Raw genomic sequence first — 19,912 nt, forward strand, 5'->3', positions numbered from 1 at the left:
AGCGCCACGGGGTCGACATTTGACCCTCGTCGAGTGGTGGCGCGCACCCCTCGCGGGCAGGTCAGCCCGGGTGGCGGACGGGGCCTTCGCGCTCGAGGCGCTCGCGCTGCGGGACGACGGTGTACTTCGGGTCCTTCGCCGAGGCCTGGCCGGCCTCGAACACCCCGAACCGGGTGCAGGCCGAGCCCGCCATCAACGCGGCCCCCGAGAGCACCGACAGCGCGCGGCTGCGGCCGGCGAGGAGCGAACCCGCGGCACCGGCCACGGTCAGCGCCTTCGCGGCCCGCATCAGCCGGCCGGCCTGCCCCTGGTGCAGCGGCTCGGCGGTGATGCCCATCGTCTGCTCCATGCGGTGCTCCATCACCAGCTCGAACGCCGCGCCCGCGACGGCCAGCCGCCGGGCCGGGCCGGCCTCGGAGGTCGGAGCGGTGATCATCGCCATCCCCGAGGAGGCGGCCGCGGCCGAGCCGACGAAGACGAACGGCAGCTCGCGGTAGGCGGAGTGCCACGACGGGGTGGCGGTGTCGGAGAGCAGGACGGCGGTGTACGACGCGACCGCCGGCGCGACCACGGCGGCGAGCACGCCGGCCGGCCGGTCGACGTACGGCAGCAGCGCCAGCGGACGGCGCAGCGGACCGCGCGTGCGCCAGCGGGGCGGCAGCATCCGGGCGGCCTCGGCGGCGGTCGCGGCGCCCGCGAACGCGCCGTACGCGGAGAGGATCCAGGTGCCCATGGACATCGGCGAGGTCGGCTTGGCGACCCGCAGCATGTTGTAGAACCGGCTCGGCGTGCCGAGGTCGTGCACCAGCGCGACCATCGAGAACCCGAGCGCACCGATCGAGACCAGCCGGCCCGACCGCCGCATCGTCGGGCGGCCGGTGAGGTCGGCGCCCGCCGCGAGGATCGAGGAGCCGGCGGCGAGACCACCGGCGAAGAGGTACGCCGGGATGTCGGCCTCCCACGGCGACGGCTTGACGATCGGGCGGCCGTAGTAGGAGGTGAACTCCGCCTCCGGGACCATCGACCGGTCGCCGCGGCCCCCGCCGCGCCGGCCGCCTCGCCGGCGACCGGAGCCGCCCTCGCCGCTGCCCCGCCGGCCGCCGCGCGTGCCGACGGTCGCGTTGGTCTGCGAGCGGACGCCCTGCAGCCCCTCGCGGCCGACGGCGTTGTCGCCACCACCGGCGAGCGGGTCGGTCGTGGCGTTGACCTGGTCGTGGGTGTGCGCGTCCTCGCTGGGGTCGCCCTCCGGACCGACCTCGCGCCCCGTGGTCACCGGCGGCCTCCCAGGAAGGCGACCGCCGCGCCCGCGAGCAGGGTGCCCGCGGCGGCGACGGCGTGCTTGTACATCGACGGCAGGTCCTTGGTGGTGACGACCGGGTCCGGCGGGAAGCCGTAGACCTCGGGCTCGTCGAGCAGCAGGAAGAACGCGCCCGTGCCGCCGACGCCGTCGGTGGGGTCGTTGCCGTAGAGCCGGGCGTCCATGATCCCGGCGTCGTGCAGCTGCTCGACGCGCTTGTTCGCCCGCTCGCGCAGCTCCTCGACGTCGCCGTACTGGATCGACTGCGTCGGGCAGGCCTGCGCGCAGGCCGGGGTCTTGCCCGCGTCGAGCCGGTCGTAGCAGAGCGTGCACTTCTGGGCGATGCCGACGTTCTTGGCGCCGTCGGGGCCCTTGCGCCGCTCGATCACGCCGTACGGGCAGGCCGGCACGCAGTAGCCGCAGCCGTTGCAGATGTCGTCCTGCACCACGACGGTGCCGAACTCCGTGCGGAACAGCGACCCGGTCGGGCACACGTCGAGGCAGGCGGCGTGGGTGCAGTGCTTGCACACGTCCGAGGACATCAGCCAGCGGAAGTCCGGCCGGTCGTCGGCACCGTTGGCCAGCTGCTCGGCCGCGCCGGTCGGCGGCACGGTCGGCATGCCGAGGTCGACGGTGCCCCGCAGGCCGGTGTCCTGCCCGCCACCCTCGGTGACCAGCCGCTTGGGCTGCTCGATGAACGCGACGTGGCGCCACTGGTTGCTGTTGAGCGAGTGGCTGTTGTCGTAGGAGGTCGCGGTCATGTCGAAGTGGTCCGACGGCACGTCGTTCCACTCCTTGCAGGCGACCTCGCAGGCCTTGCACCCGATGCAGATCGAGGTGTCGGTGAAGAACCCCTTCCGCTTCGGCCGGTCCTCGGGGTAGCCGGCGTCGGCGGCCGGGTCGAGCGGCCCCCAGAAGGAGTTCTCGCTGATCGTCCAGCTCATGCGCCTCCTCCTCCGCCGGTCGGGTCGCCCTCGTCGTCGCCCGCGGCGCCGGGCCCGGTCGTGACGATGGGGACGGTGTGGTCGTCGTGGACGCCGGCGCGCCGCTGGTACGACGTCACGAGGTCCACCACCGCGCGGCCGGTGGGCCGACGGCCCGGGAGGACGTCACAGGTGCCCACCTTGCTCTCCTGGATCAGCACGTTGGGGTCCAGCGAGATGCCGAACAGGTCGTTGGCGGAGTCGCCGGTCACCAGGCCGCCCGTGCCCCAGTGGTAGGGCAGCCACACCTGGTGCACCGTCCGGCCCTCGACCCGCAGCGGGCTGAGCCGCTCGGTGACGAGCACCCGCGCCTCGACCGCCGCGCGGGCGGTCACCACATGGCACCAGCCGCCGTTCTCCAGCCCGCGCTCGGCGGCCAGCTCGGGGCTGACCTCCACGAACATCTCCGGCTGCAGCTCGGCCAGCCGGGCGACGTACCGGCTCATCCCGCCGGCGGTGTGGTGCTCGGTGAGCCGGCTGGTGGTGAAGACGTAGGGGAAGACCTCGCTGCCGTCCTCGGGCGGGCTGGGGTTCAACCGGTTGTCCTGGCGCGGGTACTCCTTGCGCGTCGGGTTGGCCTGCTGGCCGTAGATCGGGTTGCGGAACGGCGACTCGACCGGCTCGTAGTGCGTCGGCATCGGCCCGTCGATGAGCCCCTGCGGGACGTAGAGGCTGCCCTTCCCGTCGCCCTGCATGATGAACGGGTCGTCGCCGGCGATGCCCGCGATGCCGTCCGCCCCCTGCTCCGGGCGGTACGACGGCGGCTTGGTGACCTCGAAGTCGGGCACGTCGTGGCCGGTCCACCGCTGCTGCTCCTCGTCCCACCAGACGTAGGCTTTGCGCTCGCTCCACGGGCGGCCCTCGGGGTCGGCCGAGGCGCGGTTGTAGAGCGTGCGCCGGTTGGCCGGCCAGGTCCAGCCCCACTCGGCCGCGACCCAGTCCTGCTCGCGACCGGGCTTGCGGCGGGCGGCCTGGTTGACGCCGTCCTTCATCACGCCGGTGTAGATCCAGCAGCCGCCGGCGGTCGAGCCGTCGTCGGCCATCTCGGTGAAGGTCGACAGCGGCCGGCCGGTCGCCACCTCGAAGCCGTTGATCTCCTTGAGGACCGCCTCGGCGTCGGGGTCCTGCGACTCCCCGAGCAGCGGGTAGTCCCAGGTGAGCTCCAGCAGCGGCCGGTCGCGCTCGTCGGTCGACCCGGCGAGCCGCTCCCGGATCATCCGGCCGAGGTGGAAGAAGAACCACAGCTCGCTGCGGCAGTCACCCGGCGGCTCGACGGCCTTCTCCCGCCACTGCAGCATGCGGTGGGTCTGGGTGAAGGTGCCCTCCTTCTCGACGTGCGAGGCGGCCGGCATGAGGAACACCTCGGTGCGGCACTCCTCCGGCACGATCTCCCCGGTCGCGACCTCGGGCGAGTCCTTCCAGAACGACGCGCTCTCGATCTCGAACAGGTCGCGGACGACCAGCCAGTCGAGGTTCGCCATGCCGAGGCGCTGCGCCTTGCCGTGCGCGGAGCCGACCGCGGGGTTCTGCCCGAGCAGGAAGTATCCCTTGACCTTGCCGTCGATCATGTCGAGCACGGTCCGGTAGGTGCCGTGGTCGCCGGTGATGCGCGGCATGTAGTCGAAGCAGTAGTCGTTCTCCGCGGTCGCGTGCTCGCCCCACCAGGCCTTGAGCATGCTGATGCCGTACGCGCCGGCCTTGGACCAGAAGCCCTTCGCGCCCGGGTGCCGGACGGCGTCGACCCACTGCTCGAGGGACTGGTGCTCCTCGGCGTTCGGCATCGGCAGGTAGCCGGGCAGCAGGTTGAACAGCGTCGGGATGTCGGTGGAGCCCTGGATGCTCGCGTGGCCGCGCAGCGCCATGATCCCGCCGCCGGGACGACCCATGTTGCCCAGCAGCAGCTGGAGGATCGCGCCGGTGCGGATGTACTGCACGCCGACGCTGTGCTGGGTCCAGCCGACGCTGTAGACCAGCGCGGTGGTGCGGTCGCGGGTGGAGTTCTCGGTCCACGCCCGGCAGACCTCGAGGAACTGCTCCTCGCTGACACCGCACGTGCTGGCCACGACCTCGGGGGTGTAGCGGGAGAAGTGCCGCTTGAGCACCTGGTAGACGCAGTTGGGGTGCTGGAGGGTCTCGTCGCGCTGCACGTCGCCGTCGACGCTCATGCCGTGCGTCTCGTGCTGCATGCCGGCGGCGGTCTCCCGCTGCATCTGGTGGTCCTGGCGCTCCTCGCCGTCGTCCTCCTGCGTGGCGTACTGCCAGGACTCGGGGTCGTAGGTGCGCGTCTCGGGGTCGAAGCCGGAGAAGAGGCCGTCGAGGTCGTCGGTGTCGGCGAACTCGTCGCTGACGATCGTCGCGGCGTTCGTGTACGCCACGACGTACTCGCGGAAGTCGAGCTCGTTGGCCAGGACGTAGTTGATGATCCCGCCGAGGAACGCGATGTCGCTGCCCACACGCAGCGGCACGAACGTGTCCGCGAGCGCGCTGGTCCGCGTGAACCGCGGGTCGACGTGGATGATCTTCGCCCCGCGGGCCTTCGCCTCCATGACCCACTGGAAGCCCACGGGGTGGGCCTCGGCCATGTTGGAGCCCTGGATGACGATGCAGTCAGCGTTGGACAGGTCCTGGAGGAATCCTGTGGCGCCGCCGCGCCCGAACGAGGTCCCCAGACCGGGGACCGTGGCGGAGTGTCATATCCGCGCCTGGTTCTCGATCTGGATGGCGCCCATCGCGGTGAACAGCTTCTTGATGAGGTAGTTCTCCTCGTTGTCGAGGGTCGCCCCTCCGAGGCTGGCGATCCCCATCGTGCGCCGGACCTTGCGGTCGCGCTCGTCGAGGTCCTGCCAGGTGTCGTTGCGCGCCTTGACGACCCGGTCGGCGATCATCTCCATCGCGACGTCGAGGTCGAGGTCCTCCCACTCGGTGCCGTACGGCCGGCGGTAGCGGACCTTGGTCTGGCGCAGCTCGCTGGTGACGAGGTTCTTGCTGGCCGCGCCCTTGGGGCACAGCCGGCCGCGGTTGACCGGGCTGTCGGGGTCGCCCTCGATCTGCACGACCTTCTCGTCCTTGACGAAGATCTTCTGCGCGCACCCCACCGCGCAGTAGGGACAGACGCTCTTGGCGACCCGGTCGGCGGTCTCGGTGCGGGCGGTGGTGGCGTCGGTCTGCTTGGACCGCGCGGCGACACCGCGGCCGAGCACGTCGCTCCCCAGCAGCTGCCGGAGCACCGGCCAGCCCAGGTTCGTCTTCGCCACAGCACCTCCCTCGGTGCGGCGACAGTACCCCGCTCGTCCGACGGTCAACCGTCCCACCGGATCACTTGCCAGATCGGAAAGTCATCCGATAACTTTCCGGCATGGAAAGCAACCGTGACGCCGACCTTCTCCGCACGCTCGAGCGCGCCGAGGCGGCGCCGTACGTGGACTACCCGCCGACGCCGGGGTGGTACTTCCCGGCCGCCGGCGCCTGGTTCGCGGGCATCACCGGGTTCCAGGGCCTCACCGACGACCACCTGCCGCTCGCCCTCGGGCTGCTCGTCGTGCTGCTCGTGGGCCTCGGCGCCTTCTGCGGCTGGTACGCCCGCTACCGCGGTGTGATGCCCTCGATGCTGCGACGGGCGCCGCGGGGCATGGGCACGATGTTCGCCGTCTACTTCGTGGGCGCGGCGCTCGTCCTCGGCGCCGTGTGGGCGACCGGCCACGCCGTCGGCTGGGGCTGGGCCTCGGCGCTCATGTTCGTGCTGGCGACCACCGGGCTGTGGCTGCACGAGAAGTCGTACGCCGCCGCCGCGACGCGCGTGCGGGAGCGGCTCGCGTGACCGGCGGGCTCGACGAGCTCGACCCGGTCATCCACGCCCCGAAGCGGCTGGCCGCCATGGCGGTCCTGTCCACGGCCAGCACCGTGACGTTCCCGTTCCTGCGCGAGCACCTGCAGGTCAGCGACTCCGACCTGTCCAAGCAGATGTCGGCGCTGGAGAAGGCCGGCTACGTCTCGGTCACCAAGGACGGCCGCGGCCGCGGCGGCACGACGTCCTACCGCATCACCCGCGCCGGCCGGGCGGCGTACACCCGGCACCGCAGGGCGCTCACCGCGATCCTCGGCGGATGACCTCGCGGGCTAGCGCACCTGCACCGTGACGCCGTCACGCGCCGGCACCAGCTCGCCGATGACGGGGTGGCCGGGCAGCTCGCCGGCCACCAGCAGGCCGCCGGAGGTCTGGGCGTCCGCGAGCAGGACCAGCTCGTCCTCGTCGACGCCGGCCTCGAGGAACGGGCGCACCCAGTCGAGGTTGCGGCGGCTGCCGCCCGGCACGAACCCGTCGCGGAGCGCCTCGCGGGCGCCGTCGACGTACGGCACCGCGCTCGCGTCGACCACCGCCGTGACGCCGCTGGCGCGCGCCATCTTGTGCAGGTGCCCGAGCAGCCCGAAGCCGGTGACGTCGGTGGCGGCGGTGAGGCCCGCGGCGAGGGCCGCGCGGGAGGCGTCGCGGTTGAGCGTGGTCATCACCGCGACCGCCTGCTCGAAGACCTCACCGGTCGCCTTGTGCCGGTTGTTCAGCACACCGAGACCGATCGGCTTGGTGAGCGTGAGGGGTACGCCGGGGCTCGCGGCGTCGTTGCGCAGCAGCCGGTCGGGGTGGGCGAGGCCGGTGACGGCCAGGCCGTACTTCGGCTCGGGGTCGTCGATGCTGTGGCCGCCCGCGAGGTGCGCACCGGCCGCGCGGCACACGTCGGCGCCGCCGCGCAGCACCTCCGCGGCCACCTCGAACGGGATCCGGTCGCGCGGCCACGCCAGCAGGTTGAGCGCCACGAGCGGCTCGCCGCCCATCGCGTAGACGTCGGACAGCGCGTTGGTCGCCGCGATCCGCCCGAAGTCGTAGGCGTCGTCGACGACCGGCGTGAAGAAGTCGGTCGTCGCGATGACCGCCCGCTCGCCGTCGATCCGCACCGCCGCCGCGTCGTCGCCGGCCTCGAGGCCCACCAGCAGGTCGCCCGTCGCGTCCTGGTCGGCCCGCCCGCCCGGCAGGTCGCCCAGCACCCGCTCGAGCTCCCCCGGCGGCACCTTGCAGGCGCACCCCCCGCCCGACGCGAACTGCGTGAGTCGGAGCGCCGGCGCCGTCGTCGTCATGGGGCCGAACCTAGTCCGGGGGTGGGGGCTGCAGGAGTCCCCGGTTCACCGGTGACTCCTGCACTTGTCGGGGCAGATCTCCCCTGAGAAGTGCAGGGCTCCCCTGAGAAGTGCAGGACTCCCCTGAGAAGCCAGGCCTCGGGCGGCCACCCCCGGCCTCGGGGACGGGACCGACGACGGGCTGTGCCTAGGATCGTCGCGGAGGCGTTCCTCGTCTGGTGACGGGCGCGGTCCTCAAAACCGTAGTGGCCGAGCATCTCGGTCAGGCGGGTTCGATTCCCGTCCGCCTCCGCCAAGCCTCGTACGCCGCCGGCGCGACCCCGCCGGTACGTCGCCGGCGGCCGCACCCCCGATCGCCGCGGGAACAGATCGGCCGCCGCCCGCGCTCCCCCGTCATGACCACCATCGGACTCATCGGCAGCGGCAACATCGGATCGGCCATCGCGCGGCAGGCGGTCGGCCAGGGGCACGACGTCGTGCTCAGCAACTCCCGTGGACCGGAGACCCTGGCCGACCTGGTCGCCGAGCTCGGGCCGCGCGCCCGCGCCGCGACCGCCGAGGAGGCCGCGGAGGCGGGCGAGGTGGTCGTCGTGACCATCCCGTTCCACGCCGTCGACCAGGTGCCGGTCGAGCCGCTCGCCGGCAAGGTCGTCGTCGACACCAACAACTACTACTTCGAGCGCGACGGCCACGACGAGGCGATCGACCGCGGCGAGGACTCCCCGAGCGAGCGGCTCGCCGCGCACCTGCCGCGGTCGAGCGTCGTCAAGGCGTTCAACGCGATCCAGGCCCACCACATCGTCGAGGCGGCGCGGCCGGCCGGCGACCCGGACCGCCGGGCGATCCCGATCGCGGGGGACGACGCGGAGGCCAAGCAGGTCGTGGCGACCCTCGTCGACGCCCTCGGCTTCGACGCGGTCGACGCCGGTCCGCTGGTCGAGGGACGGCGCTTCGACCGCGACAAGCCGGCGTACGGCGCCGAGGCCGGCGCGGCCGCGACCCGGGACCTGCTCGCCCAGGGGTGAGGAGTTCCGCCCCGAGTGACGTGCCTCACGGATCTGGCGCTACGATCCGCTCACGCACTTACCGGGCAGTAGGCCCGGTCTTGTCTTGGGAGGGACAACGATCTTGATCAACCTCAGCCGTACCGCTCGCCGCGTCGCCGTCGCCGCCACCTCCGCCGCCGTCGCGGGCACCGCCCTCGTCGGCGCCACCACCGGCACGGCGCACGCCGCGACCGTGACGACCGACTACACCTGCAGCCTGGGCACGCTCTACTCCGGCACGTTCCCGCTGACCGTCACCGGCGACCTGCCCGTCGACCAGTACTGGGCCGGTGCCGCCGTCCCGGCCGGCCTGCTCAACGTCACCGCCAAGGCGACCGTCCCGGCCGACGCCGCCGGTCTCCTCGCCGCCGCCGGTGTCGACGGCGCCGAGGCCCGCGACTTCGCCTTCGAGGTCGGCACCGCCTCCGCGCCGGTCCCGCTGGCCGGCGACTTCACCACCGAGAACAACGTCACCACCTGGAACGGTGCGGGCAAGAACGGCACGTTCGTCACCCCGAACCCGACCAGCGCCCCGGTCGCCGTCGTCCTCCCGGACGCCTTCACCCTGACCACCAAGCAGGGCGACGAGGACTCCGCCGAGCTGGCCTGCACCGTCGCCGAGGGCGTCACGCCGGGCACCGTCGACACCATCGGCTTCATCAAGCAGACCGACACCTCGGTCGCGGTCGCCAAGAAGACCATCAAGGTCAAGAAGGGCAAGGCCGTCGTCGTCCCCGTCACGGCCACCTCGAACGCCGCGCCGACCCTCGGCAAGGTCGTCGCGACCAAGGGCGCCAAGAAGCTGGGCCAGGCCACGCTGAAGAACAGCAAGGCCAACCTCAAGCTCGGCAAGCTCCCCGTCGGCACCCACAAGGTCGTCGTGAAGCTCGTCGGCACCCCGGCCCTGCAGGCCGCCACCACCAAGGTGACCATCAAGGTCGTCAAGTGAGCTGACGCTCCACCCAGCAGCACCACGAACGCCCGGCCGGGGTCACCCGGCCGGGCGTTCGGCCGTCTCGGGCATGCTGAGCGGGTGCACAGCGAGGACCCGAGACGACGGACGCCCCGCACGGACGTCGTCCTGGCCGACCCGCTGCTGGCCGAGCCCCGGGCCCGTCTCGGCGACGCGATCGTCAAGCGGGCGGTCGGCCGCGCGCTCGAGCGGTGCCGCGCCGGCGAGGTCGCACCCGAGGACGTCGCGACGACGGCGTACGCCGCGCTGCCGGCGTACGCCGCCTCGCTGCGGCGCGTCGTCAACGCCACCGGCGTCGTCGTGCACACCAACCTCGGCCGCGCGCCGCTCTCCGCCGCGGCCGTCGAGGCGCTGACCGTCGCCGCCGGCGCGACCGACGTCGAGCTGGACCTCGCCACCGGCCGGCGCGGCCGGCGCGGCCGCTCGACCATGGCGGCGCTCGCCGCGGCCGTCCCCGACGCGGGCGGCGTCCACGTCGTCAACAACGGGGCCGCGGCGCTGGCGCTGGCGACCTGCGCGCTCGCCACCAGCAAGGACGTCGTCATCGCGCGCGGGGAGCTGGTGGAGATCGGCGACGGCTTCCGGATCCCCGAGCTGCTCGAGTCCGTCGGCGCCCGCCTGCGGGAGGTCGGCACGACGAACCGGGTGCGGCTGGCCGACTACGAGGCGGCCGTCGACGACGACGTGGCGTTCGTGCTCAAGGTGCACCCGTCGAACTTCCTGGTCTCGGGCTTCACCTCCTCGGTCGGCGTCCGCGAGCTCGCGACCCTGCCCGTGCCGGTCGTCGTCGACATCGGCTCCGGGCTGCTCGCCCCGCACCCGCGGCTGCCCGACGAGCCGAGCGCGTCGGCCGCGCTGCGCGACGGCGCCGCCCTGGTCACCGCCTCCGGCGACAAGCTGCTGGGCGGCCCGCAGTGCGGGCTGCTGCTCGGGGAGGCCGCGCTGGTGGAGTCGCTGCGACGGCACCCGTTCGCGCGGGCGCTGCGCGTGGACAAGCTGACCCTGGCCGCGCTGGAGGCGACGCTCACCGGACCGGTCCCGCCCGTCGCGGCGGCACTGGCGAGCGACCCGGTCGCGCTGCGGGCGCGTGCCGAGGCACTCGCGGCCGCGATCGGGGAGGTGCCCGGCGGGGTCGCCGAGGCGGTCGACTCGAGCGCGGCCGTCGGCGGTGGCGGCGCCCCCGGTGTGGAGCTGCCCTCCGCCGCGGTCGCGCTGCCGGCCGCGCTGGCCGAGCCGTTGCGGCTCGACGAGGAGCTGCCGGTCGTCGGTCGCGTCGAGCGGGGCCGGCTGCTCCTCGACCTCGTCGCGGTCGACCCGGCCGACGACCGGCCGATCGCCGAGGCGGTACGTCGCTGCGTCGGTCGGCCGGCGGGCTGAGCGTGCACGTCGTCGCCACCGCCGGTCACGTCGACCACGGCAAGTCCACGCTCGTCCACGCCCTCACCGGCATGGAGCCCGACCGGCTCGCGGAGGAGCGGGCGCGCGGGCTGTCGATCCAGCTCGGCTACGCGTGGGCGGAGCTGGCCGGGGAGCAGGTCGCGTTCGTCGACGTGCCCGGCCACGAACGGTTCGTCACCACCATGCTCGCCGGCATCGGACCGGTCCCGGCCGCGCTGCTGGTCGTCGCCGCCGACGACCCGTGGATGCCGCAGGCCGCCGAGCACCTCGCCGCGCTGGACGCGCTCGGCGTCGCCCACGGGGTCGTCGCGGTGACCCGGTCCGACCTGGCCGACCCCGCGGCTGCGGTCGCGCGGGCCCGCGCCGAGGTCGACCGGACCTCGCTCGCCGGAGCGCCCGTGGTGCCGGTCAGCGCGCGGACGGGGCTCGGTCTCGACGAGCTGCGCCACCACCTGGCGGCGATGGTGGCCGGCCTCCCGCGGCCCGACCCCGCCGGCGACGTACGGCTGTGGGTGGACCGGCGCTTCACCATCACCGGCGCGGGGACGGTGGTGACGGGGACGCTGCCGGCCGGGACGGTACGCCGCGGCGACGCGCTCGAGCTCTGGACCGACGGCCCGCCCGCCGCCGTGCGGGTGCGCGGCGTGCAGTCGCTCGGGGCGGGGGTCGACGCGGCGACCGGCGTCGCGCGGGTGGCGCTCAACGTGACCGGCGACGGCCTCGACCGGGTGGACCGCGACAGCGTGCTGGTGACCCCCGGCGCCCACCACCCCGCGACGACCGTCGACGTGCGCGTGACCGGCGAGGGACGGATGCCCGAGCGGCCCGTGCTCCACGTCGGCGCCGCGTCGTTCGCCGTCCGGGCGCGGCCGCTCGCCGGCGACGAGGGCGCGCTCGTGCGGCTGGTCCTGCCCCGGCCTGTGCCGCTCCGCGTCGGCGACCGCGCCCTCCTGCGCGACCCCGGGTCGCGCCGGGTCTGGGGCCTGCAGGTGCTCGATCCCGAGCCGCCCGGACTGGGCCGCCGCGGGGCGGCCGCGGCACGAGCCCAGGTGCTCGCCGACGTGGCTGGCGAGCCCGACCTGGCCGGCGAGCTCGACCGCAGGGGCCTGGCCAGCACGGGTCTGCTGCGTCGCCTCGGCGTGCCGGTCGCCCCGCTGCCCGCCGGGGCGGTCGAGGCCGACGGCACGCTGGTCTCGGCGGTCCGCGCGGCGGCGCTCGCGCGCGAGGTGGTCGAGCTGGTACGCCGCCACGACGCCGACCAGCCGCTCGACCGCGGCGTGCCGGTGACCGCGGTGGCCGACCGGCTCGGCGTGCCCGCCGCCGTCGTGGCGGCCGTCGCGCCCCGTGTCTCCGGGGGGCGGGTCGTCCTCGGCGACGCCTCGCCCGCGCTGCCGCCGGAGCTCGAGCGGGCCCTCGAGGCGCTGGGGGCCGACCTGGCCGACGAGCCGTTCGCCGCTCCCCCGGCCGACCGGCTCGCCGAGCTCGGCCTGGACGCCCGCCGCACCGCAGCCGCCGCGAAGGCGGGCCGCCTCCTCCGGCTCGCCCCCGCGGTCGTGCTCCTCCCGGGCGCGGACGCCCGGGCGGTCGAGCTGCTGCGCGCCCTGCCCCAGCCGTTCACCACCAGCCAGGCTCGCCAGGCGCTGGGCACCTCGCGGCGGGTCGTCCTGCCGCTGCTGGAGCACCTGGACCGGGCCGGCCGCACCCGGCGGCTGCCCGACGACCGCCGGCAGGTCGTCGACCGCTGACCCGGGGCCGCGCGCTGGTGGGCGCCCCGGCGGGATGGTCCGGCACGGACCCGCAGGCCCGCACGGAGCGGACGACGCGGCGCGGCCGGCGGCACCGGGCGCGCCCGCGCTGCGTCAGTCGTCGAAGAGCGCGCGCACGTCGTCGGCGGTGACCGCGGTGGACATCGCGCCGTCGCCGTCGACCACCTGGGCGAAGAGCGCGGCCTTGCGGGCCTTGAGCTCCATCACCTTCTCCTCGATGGTGTCGGTCGCGACGAGGCGGTAGACCGTGACGGGTGAGTGCTGGCCGATGCGGTGGGCGCGGTCGACGGCCTGCGCCTCGGTCGCGGGGTTCCACCAGGGGTCGAGGACGAACACGTAGGTCGCCTCGGTCAGCGTCAGCCCGACGCCGCCCGCCTTGAGGCTGATGAGGAACGCCGGGGCGTCGCCGCCACGGAACCCCTCGATCACCGCCTCGCGGTCCCGGGTGCGCCCGTCGAGGTAGGAGTAGGACAGCCCCTCGACGTCGAGCCGCTCGCGCACCCGCGCGAGGAAGCTGGTGAACTGGCTGAACACCAGCGCCCGGTGGCCCTCCTCGGCGAGCTCGCGGAGGTGGTCGACCAGCAGGTCGATCTTGGCCGAACCGACCGCATCGAGCTCGGGGTCGACCAGGGCGGGGTCGAGGCTGAGCTGGCGCAGCTTGGTCAGCGAGCGGAAGATCGCGACCCGGTTGGCGTCGAAGTCCTCGGCGATCAGGCCGAGGATGTGCTGCCGCTCGCGCTGCAGGTGCGCGTCGTACACCTTGCGGTGCTTGGCGCCCAGCGCCACGTCGAGGACCTGCTCCTGCTTGGGCGGCAGGTCCGCGGCGACCAGCTCCTTGGTGCGGCGCAGCAGGAACGGCCGGATCCGGGTACGGAACCGGCGCAGCGCCGACTCGTCGCCCCGCTTCTCGACCGGCCCGGCGACGAGCTCGCCGAACCGCTTGGGGTGCGGGTAGAGGCCGGGCGCGACGATCGACAGCAGCGACCACAGCTCCATCAGCCGGTTCTCGAACGGCGTGCCGGTCAGCGCGAGACGGAACGGCGCCTCGACCAGCCGCACCGCCTGGTAGGTCTTGCCCTGGTGGTTCTTGACCTGCTGCGCCTCGTCGAGCACCAGCCCGCCCCAGGGCATCGCGGCGTAGTCGTCGGCCTCGAGGCGGAGCAGGGTGTACGTCGTCACGACCACGTCCGCGCCCGCGACGACCTCCTTGAGCTCCTGCCCGCGGCGCCGGCGACCGGCGGTGACCGCCCGGACGTCCAGGCCGGGCACGTGGGTGGCCGCCTCACGCACCCATCCGGGGACCACGCTGGTGGGCGCGACGACGAGGAACGGCTCGGAGCCGCGCGCGCGGGCGTGGCTGATCAGGGCCAGGGTCTGCAGCGTCTTGCCCAGGCCCATGTCGTCGGCGAGGATCCCGCCGAGCCCGGCGTCGTGGAGGAACGCCAGCCAGCGGAAGCCCTCGAGCTGGTACTCGCGCAGCGTGCTCGCCATCCCCAGCGGGTCCACCTCGGGCAGGGTGGTGAGCCCGCGCAACGCCTGCGCCGCCTCGACCCACTGGGCGGCCTGGGAGTCGACGACGCCGATCTCGGCGAGCTCGCCCCACAGCCCGAGGTCACCCGTGCCGACCCCGATCCGGTCCTCGTCGGTGCGCTCGACGAGCTCCTCGGCGGCGCGCACCGCGTCGGCGAGCCGGGCCAGGGCCGGGTGGGCGGCCGGCAGGTGGCGACCGCTCGGCAGGAAGACCAGCTCCTCGCCGTGGCGGGAGGCGTCGGTCAGCGCCTCGATGAGGTACGACAGCGGCACCTGCTCGCCGTCGACGTCGATCACGACCCGCAGGTTCAGCCAGTCGACGCGCCCCTCGCCGGCGTTCTCGTCCAGCTCGAACCGGATCTCCGGCTCGCTCTCGGCCGCCCGGTGGTCGGGCTGGATGCCGACGTCCTCGACCTCGACGAGCGGGTCCTCGCGCAGGGCGGGCAGCACCTCGCCGACCAGCGTGAGGAGGCGGTTGCCGCGCAGCAGGCGGCGGCCGACGAGCGCGCCGTCCTCCCCGCGCAGCAGCTCGTCGCCGGTGGCGCCGAGGTCGAGGCGGGCGAGGTGCGCGCGCTCCCGGTCGTGGCGACGTACGCCGCCGGGCGACGCCGCGGCCGGGTCGAGCCCGGTGCGCACCTCGTGCTCGCCGGTGCGGTAGCACCAGCCCCAGCTGACCTCGGCCGTGCCCGGGCCCTTCCACGCGATGGTGAGGACGAGGGCCGGCGGCTGCTCCTCCGGCACCGGCACCGAGCCGTCCGTCGAGGCGACCGGGAGGTGCCGGCGCAACCGCGGCAGGTGGGTCGTGACGAAGAGCTCGCCCTCCTCGGCCGGGATCAGCAGCGGGTCGGGGGTCTCGAGGAGCCGGCGCACCGGCTCGGGCACCAACCGGTCCAGCTGCGCGAGGACGAGCTCCTGGGTCGAGGCGTCCAGCAGGCCGATGCCGTGGCCGCGCTGGCCGACCACGAGCAGCTCCTCGCCGCTCCACCAGCGATCGTCGTGCCAGACGCCGACGGCGAGCCGGGCGGAGCCACCGGGCTGCTCGGCGCGCAGCTCGGCGGTCAGGGAGAGCGGCCGGTCCAGCAGCGTGACCGAGGAGATCCCGGCACCGCCGACGAGCGGGACGCCCGCGGCGCGGGCCCGCTCGAGCATCGCCCACAGGCCCGGGCCGAAGTCGTCGAGCGGCGAGTCGCCCGCGCTGTAGTAGGTCGGCGAGCGCCGGGCGCCGGAGAGCTCGAGGAGCGGGGCGAGCTGGTCGGGCTCGTAGGTGCGGGAGTAGGACACCTTGGTCAGGTCGCTCCACCCGACGCCGCGGCGGACCCACGTCCCCCGCGCCCCGGCCGCGAGCGGACGCATCCGCAGCGAGGCCCGGCTCGCCTGGACCTGCCACGACGGCGCCCGCCGGTGCCCCGCGCCGGCGGGCTGCTCCGGCCCGCCGGGGCTGTCGAGGGAGACCTCGAGCCCGAGCGTCTGGGCGCGGCCGCCCGCCGGCCCGGCGTCGAGCTCGTCGAGCACCCGCTCCAGCCGGGCGGTCCACAGCGGCGCCTTCTGCGGTGCGACGTCCTCCTCGCGCTGCTGGCTGACCGTCAGCGCCAGCGCCGCGCCGTGCTTGCAGCCGACGCCGACGGGGCACGTGCAGTCGCTGTAGAGCTCCCACCGGTCCGGTGCGCGCACCGCGCAGAGCTCGACCTCGTAGGGCCGCTGCGCCGTGCCGACGACGTTCGCGGTGAGCACGACCTCCTCCGGGTCGTCCGCGCGCAGCACGATGTCCTCGACGCGACCCTCGGCGACGTAGGCCAGCGCCCGGTCGACCGTCCCGCGGTCGAAGGAGCGCAGCACCATCGACTCGTCGAGGTCCGGCAGTGGCGTCTGGGACACGGCCCCTCCTGTCGCGTCGTGGTCTCGGCCTTCGTCGCGACGATCATGCCGCGAGGCGCCGACACCAGCGCGATCGGCGGGCGCGCCCTGTGGACGACGCCCGCGCACGGTCCGCGGCGCTCAGGTCTCAACGCCTCCGAGCGCCGGTTGTTCCCGTCCGACCCGGCGCGACCCGGGCAGGAACGACGCCGGCCCGCCCTCCAGGGGGACCGAGGGCGGGCCGGCTGTTCCGTGAGGATCGCCGTCCGGCCCCACAGGGGGGACCGAGGCCGGGCGGCGTTCCGGAAGGTGTATCGATCGTCACCTGTCGCCACCCCCGGTCCCCGTTACATGGACCTCCGACTGGTCTGGACCAGGATCAGCCGGCAGGCCGCGTCACGCAGGCGGGCGGCAACGCAGGAGGGGCCCGGCGCGAACCTCGCGCCGGGTCCCTCCTGGTGCGGAGCGGTGTCGGGTCAGTTGACCCGGACCGTCATGAACCCCTGCTTGGTGTTGCTGTTGACCACGCGGATGGCGGTGCCGGTGCCACCGACGACGACGCTGCCCTGCGGGTTCGCGACGTCGTAGTAGCGGTTCGGATCGCTGTCGTCGAAGACCGGCGACTGCTGGACCGAGGGCACCTCGAGGGTGGTCATCCCCGCAGCCGTCTCGCGGTGCAGCGAGAGGGCGTCGGTGCGCTCGAGGCCGAAGGTGGCGTCGAACGAGCCGATCCGGTTGCGGGCGATGGTGCCGTCCGACCAGCGCAGCGCCGCGGCGTCGGCGTCGACCGGGAGGGCCTGGCCGCCACCGGGGTGCGAGCTGGTGTTGTTGTCGCCGAAGAGGCTGTTGACGTACCAGACGAGCATGCCGTTCTGGTACGGGAAGCGCTCCACCCGGTCAGGCGCCGTGACGCCCCAGCCGAAGTTGTACGGGCCCTCCGCGAGGGTGGTGTCGTAGCCGGCGTACTGGCGGTTCTCGGCGATGTAGTAGTGCGTGTACTCCGTCGTGTAGCTGCCGTCCACGACCGTCGTCCAGCCGTCGAGCGTCCACGCGGTCTCGCCGTCCTCGAACGAGGTCTGCAGGGCCGAGCCCACCGCGACGTCGTCGACCTTGAGGCCGAGCTCGTGCACGCCGGCGTCGTTGACCATGCGGAACCGGACCTGCGCCTGCTTCCCGGCGTACGCCGCCAGGTCGGCCGTCAGCTCGACCCACTGGCCCGCCGAGCTGCCGGTGATCCCGTGGCCGTCGTTCTGCGCGTTGGGGTCGGTGTCGGTCGACAGGTTGGTCGCCAGCGGGGTGAACGTCGCACCACCGTCGGTGGAGATCTCCGCGTAGGCGTAGTCCCAGTCTTCCTCGATCGCGTAGTCGACCTTCGCGCTCAGCGTGCCCGCCTCCGGCACCGTGAAGGACGGGCTGGTGGCGGTGGCGGTCCGGTCGTCGCCGTTGCCCGAGTAGAGGTACCGCGACCCGGTGGCGGCGTCGCCGATCTCGTTCTCCTGCGTGCCGTTGGGCAGGTTGACCACGACCGCCTGCGGGTTCTTCGTGGCGTGGTGGGCCGGGCCGAGCTTGAGCTCGCGCGTGGCGCCGGCGTCGACGGTGGCGTGGTCGAGCCAGCCGAGGAACAGCTTCTCGTGCGGGCCCATGGAGTTCGGGAGCGTGCCGATCGCGCCGTGCTCCTCACGGCTGAGCCACGAGCCGGAGCTCATCAGGGTCCAGAACGCGGTGCCGTTCTCCCCACCCTCGGTGTCGTAGAAGTCCGGCAGGCCGAGGTCGTGGGCGAACTCGTGCGCGAAGACGCCGAGGCCGCCGTTCTCCGGCTCGGTGGTGTAGTCGCGGATCCACAGGCCGGTGTTCCCGATCTGCACGCCGCCCTGCTTGGCGCCCTCGGGGCCGACGCGGCCGCTCGGGTTGGCGGCCCAGCGGTGGGACCAGATGGCCGACTCCGGGGCGCCGGCCTCCTCGCCCTCGCCGGCGTGGATCGCCTGGAAGTGGTCGATGTAGCCGTCGGGCTCGGCGAAGTCGCCGTCACCGTCGTGGTCGAAGCGGTCCCAGACGTCGAAGCGCTGGAGGTAGGCCTTCAGGTCGGCGTCGGTCTTGCCGGCGGCCTTCTGCGCCTGCACCCAGGCGGTGGCGGAGTCGCTGATGAAGCGGGTCATGTCGCGGTTGGACTCGGTCTGGCCGTAGCTGGCCGAGCTGTAGGGCACCGTCACCCAGTCGCTCACGTCGCCCTCGACGTCGAAGCGGCCCGACGACATCTCGTCGTACGCCTGGCGGAACGACGCGCCACCCTCCTCGGGCATGCCGTGGAAGAACATGTCCATGAAGTGCGAGCGGTCGAAGGTCGGACGCCAGTAGGTGCTGTTGTCGCCCTCCCCCGGCTCCTCGATCTGGTCGTGGCGCGGCCCGGCGGGCTCGGCCGGGTAGCGCGGGTCGACCTGGTCGCCGAAGTCGACGAGGAAGGAGAGCAGCTGCGCGGTCTCCTGGGTGCCGTACTCGACCCACTGGCCGGGCGCGACCTTGACCGAGTCCGAGCCGCCCCGGTCCTGGGGCTTGATCTTGCCGGTGGCGACGAGCTCGGCGACCCGAGCCTTGGCGGCCCGGCGCTTGTCCTCGCGCGCGTCGGTGCGGTCGTCGGGCTTGACCTTGCCGGTCTTCCCGGGCGCGCTGCCGGGAGCCTGGTCCGCCGTGTGCAGGGTGGTGGCGTCGGGATGGGCCGCCGGGGTCGCCGTGGCTGCTCCGGGGACGACCGTGGCCGCGAGCCCGAGGGCCGCGGCCACGCCGAAGACGCTGGTGATGCGTCGGTTCACGTGTTCCTCCGAGATGGTTCCGAGACGGTCGCGCGGGGGCACGACCGGCGATCACCGACCACCCGGGAGGCCCCGGCCGGAAGGACTGCGGAGGTTTCGGAGGCGGTTCGTTACGCATTCGAGACCGACGGCGTGCCGGTGTCACACCGGCCTCTACCCCAGGGTGCGGCCGGACCGCATCCGCCCTTTCGGGCGAGGCCGCGACCGCCGGACGTACCGAGGTGCCACCGAGCGGCGCGTCCCCGCAGGGGCGGAGGCGCGTCGAGGAGGTTCGGTACGTCCGGCGGTCAGGAGCGGGTCAGCGGACCCGGCCGAAGAAGTGGCTGCGGGTCCAGATCTGCGCCCGGGTGACGCGCTTGCCGGAGCCGGGCGCGTGCCAGATGCGGTTGCCGCCGGCGTACACCGCGACGTGGTAGACGCTGCCGCCGTCGTGGAAGAACACCAGGTCGCCGGGGCGGGCGGCCGCGCGGCTGATCCGGCGGGTGCGACCGACCTGCGCGCCGGAGTTGTGCGGGAGCCGCTCGCCGATCGCGACGCGGTAGACGAACTGGGTCAGGCCGGAGCAGTCGAAGCGGTGCGGGCCGGCGGCGCCGTAGGAGTACGGGTCGCCGTTCTGGCGGCGGACGATGCGCATGAGCCGCTCGCCGCGGGTGGGGCGGGTCTTGCGCTGGCGCTCGGTGGTGCGCTGGCCGTCGAGCTTCGAGCCGTCGCTCGTGGACGCGCCGGAGGGGGCGGCGTTCGCCGTCGGCGAGAGCGGGCTGACGCCGACGGCGAGGCTGAGGGTCAGCGCGGCGGTCAGGGCGACGAATAGCAGGCGGGCACGCAGCAGCGTGCCGGTGAAGGCATGGTTCACGGGGTCGTTCCTCGGCGATCGCCTGCGGAAGTGGTCCTGTCGGATTCGGGCGCCGTGCCCGGCCGAGCGCTGCTCGGCTTCACCCCAAGCCCTCCCCCGCCGCGGCGGTGGTGGGCGTCCTGCTCGGGTCTCCCGCGCCCGTCTCTGCTTCCTGTGTCGATGGTTCCTGGCGACGTGACGGGCCTCGGCGCGGTCCAGGTTCGTGGTGCGGCCGACCCGGCTCGAGCCTGCGGACGGCGCCCACCACGGTCACAGCCAAGAGGTCTCTCACCAAGCCG

At 74.0% G+C, this 19,912-nt stretch carries 13 protein-coding genes, 1 tRNA gene and 1 pseudogene; 7 read left to right on the plus strand and 8 right to left on the minus strand.

Features of this window, described 5'->3' with window-relative positions; all coding sequences use genetic code 11:
* Positions 1–61 precede the first annotated feature (61 nt).
* From nrfD to QWY28_RS24735, 4 genes and pseudogenes are all read right to left on the minus strand, one after another.
* Positions 62–1,273, minus strand: coding sequence for an NrfD/PsrC family molybdoenzyme membrane anchor subunit (gene nrfD, locus QWY28_RS00980; RefSeq protein ID WP_300950435.1), 1,212 nt, complete (start codon positions 1,271–1,273; stop codon positions 62–64).
* The gene (locus tag QWY28_RS00985) at positions 1,270–2,241 is read right to left on the minus strand and encodes a 4Fe-4S dicluster domain-containing protein (protein ID WP_300950436.1); all 972 of its coding nucleotides are present in this window, start codon (positions 2,239–2,241) and stop codon (positions 1,270–1,272) included. Before QWY28_RS00985 ends, nrfD begins: the two co-directional genes overlap by 4 nt.
* Positions 2,238–4,958: pseudogene (gene fdh / locus QWY28_RS00990) on the minus strand (formate dehydrogenase); the annotation flags it as partial. The pseudogene fdh and the gene QWY28_RS00985, both read right to left, overlap by 4 nt.
* Before the next feature lie 12 nt (positions 4,959–4,970).
* Positions 4,971–5,534 carry a hypothetical protein gene (locus tag QWY28_RS24735; RefSeq protein WP_500690663.1) on the minus strand — a complete coding sequence of 188 codons (564 nt, stop codon included), beginning with the start codon at positions 5,532–5,534 and terminating at the stop codon, positions 4,971–4,973.
* 101 nt (positions 5,535–5,635) lie between these two features.
* Here QWY28_RS24735 and QWY28_RS00995 point away from each other — a divergent pair, with 101 nt between their 5' ends.
* Together QWY28_RS00995 and QWY28_RS01000 are read left to right on the plus strand one after the other, a co-directional pair.
* Positions 5,636–6,097 carry a hypothetical protein gene (locus tag QWY28_RS00995; protein WP_300950438.1) on the plus strand — a complete coding sequence of 154 codons (462 nt, stop codon included), beginning with the start codon at positions 5,636–5,638 and terminating at the stop codon, positions 6,095–6,097.
* Complete coding sequence (locus tag QWY28_RS01000) at positions 6,094–6,387, plus strand: winged helix-turn-helix domain-containing protein (RefSeq protein WP_300950439.1); 294 nt, start codon at positions 6,094–6,096, stop codon at positions 6,385–6,387. The genes QWY28_RS00995 and QWY28_RS01000 overlap by 4 nt, the downstream gene beginning before the upstream one ends.
* A gap of 9 nt (positions 6,388–6,396) precedes the next feature.
* Here QWY28_RS01000 and selD read toward each other — a convergent pair whose 3' ends face one another.
* Positions 6,397–7,407, minus strand: a complete 1,011-nt coding sequence (gene selD / locus QWY28_RS01005; protein WP_300950440.1) for a selenide, water dikinase SelD — start codon at positions 7,405–7,407, stop codon at positions 6,397–6,399.
* A 200-nt stretch (positions 7,408–7,607) separates the two neighbouring features.
* On the opposite strand from selD, the gene QWY28_RS01010 reads away from it, so the two are divergent.
* The 5 genes from QWY28_RS01010 to QWY28_RS01030 all read left to right on the plus strand — a co-directional run bounded on the left by QWY28_RS01010 (position 7,608) and on the right by QWY28_RS01030 (position 12,569).
* A tRNA-Sec gene (locus tag QWY28_RS01010) sits at positions 7,608–7,702 on the plus strand.
* Between the two features lie 100 nt (positions 7,703–7,802).
* Positions 7,803–8,432: an NADPH-dependent F420 reductase gene (locus QWY28_RS01015; RefSeq protein WP_300950441.1), complete on the plus strand. Its 630-nt coding sequence runs from the start codon at positions 7,803–7,805 to the stop codon at positions 8,430–8,432.
* Positions 8,433–8,535: 103 nt separating this feature from the next.
* Entirely contained in the window at positions 8,536–9,402 is an 867-nt protein-coding gene (locus tag QWY28_RS01020) for a hypothetical protein (protein ID WP_300950442.1), read from the plus strand.
* An 84-nt stretch (positions 9,403–9,486) separates the two neighbouring features.
* Positions 9,487–10,803 carry an L-seryl-tRNA(Sec) selenium transferase gene (gene selA / locus QWY28_RS01025; protein WP_300950443.1) on the plus strand — a complete coding sequence of 439 codons (1,317 nt, stop codon included), beginning with the start codon at positions 9,487–9,489 and terminating at the stop codon, positions 10,801–10,803.
* Between the two features lie 2 nt (positions 10,804–10,805).
* Complete coding sequence (locus tag QWY28_RS01030) at positions 10,806–12,569, plus strand: selenocysteine-specific translation elongation factor (protein WP_300950444.1); 1,764 nt, start codon at positions 10,806–10,808, stop codon at positions 12,567–12,569.
* 114 nt (positions 12,570–12,683) lie between these two features.
* On the opposite strand, the gene QWY28_RS01035 is transcribed toward QWY28_RS01030, so the two are convergent.
* The 3 genes from QWY28_RS01035 to QWY28_RS01045 all read right to left on the minus strand — a co-directional run bounded on the left by QWY28_RS01035 (position 12,684) and on the right by QWY28_RS01045 (position 19,634).
* The gene (locus QWY28_RS01035; protein WP_300950445.1) at positions 12,684–15,995 is read right to left on the minus strand and encodes a DEAD/DEAH box helicase; all 3,312 of its coding nucleotides are present in this window, start codon (positions 15,993–15,995) and stop codon (positions 12,684–12,686) included.
* A 455-nt stretch (positions 15,996–16,450) separates the two neighbouring features.
* On the minus strand, positions 16,451–18,781 hold the full coding sequence (locus QWY28_RS01040) for an immune inhibitor A domain-containing protein (protein ID WP_300950446.1): 2,331 nt from the start codon (positions 18,779–18,781) through the stop codon (positions 16,451–16,453).
* 298 nt (positions 18,782–19,079) lie between these two features.
* On the minus strand, positions 19,080–19,634 hold the full coding sequence (locus QWY28_RS01045; RefSeq protein ID WP_300950447.1) for a C40 family peptidase: 555 nt from the start codon (positions 19,632–19,634) through the stop codon (positions 19,080–19,082).
* Positions 19,635–19,912 lie beyond the last annotated feature (278 nt).

It is taken from the genome of Nocardioides oceani, assembly GCF_030412965.1.
Taxonomy (GTDB): domain Bacteria; phylum Actinomycetota; class Actinomycetes; order Propionibacteriales; family Nocardioidaceae; genus Nocardioides; species Nocardioides oceani.

Bases quoted from the DNA above. Each gene is read 5' to 3' on its own strand.
- QWY28_RS00985 (WP_300950436.1), bottom strand. From the start codon at position 2,241: ATGAGCTGGACGATCAGCGAGAACTCCTTCTGGGGGCCGCTCGACCCG.
- QWY28_RS00995 (WP_300950438.1), top strand. From the start codon at position 5,636: ATGGAAAGCAACCGTGACGCCGACCTTCTCCGCACGCTCGAGCGCGCC.
- selD (WP_300950440.1), bottom strand. From the start codon at position 7,407: ATGACGACGACGGCGCCGGCGCTCCGACTCACGCAGTTCGCGTCGGGC.
- QWY28_RS01015 (WP_300950441.1), top strand. From the start codon at position 7,803: ATGACCACCATCGGACTCATCGGCAGCGGCAACATCGGATCGGCCATC.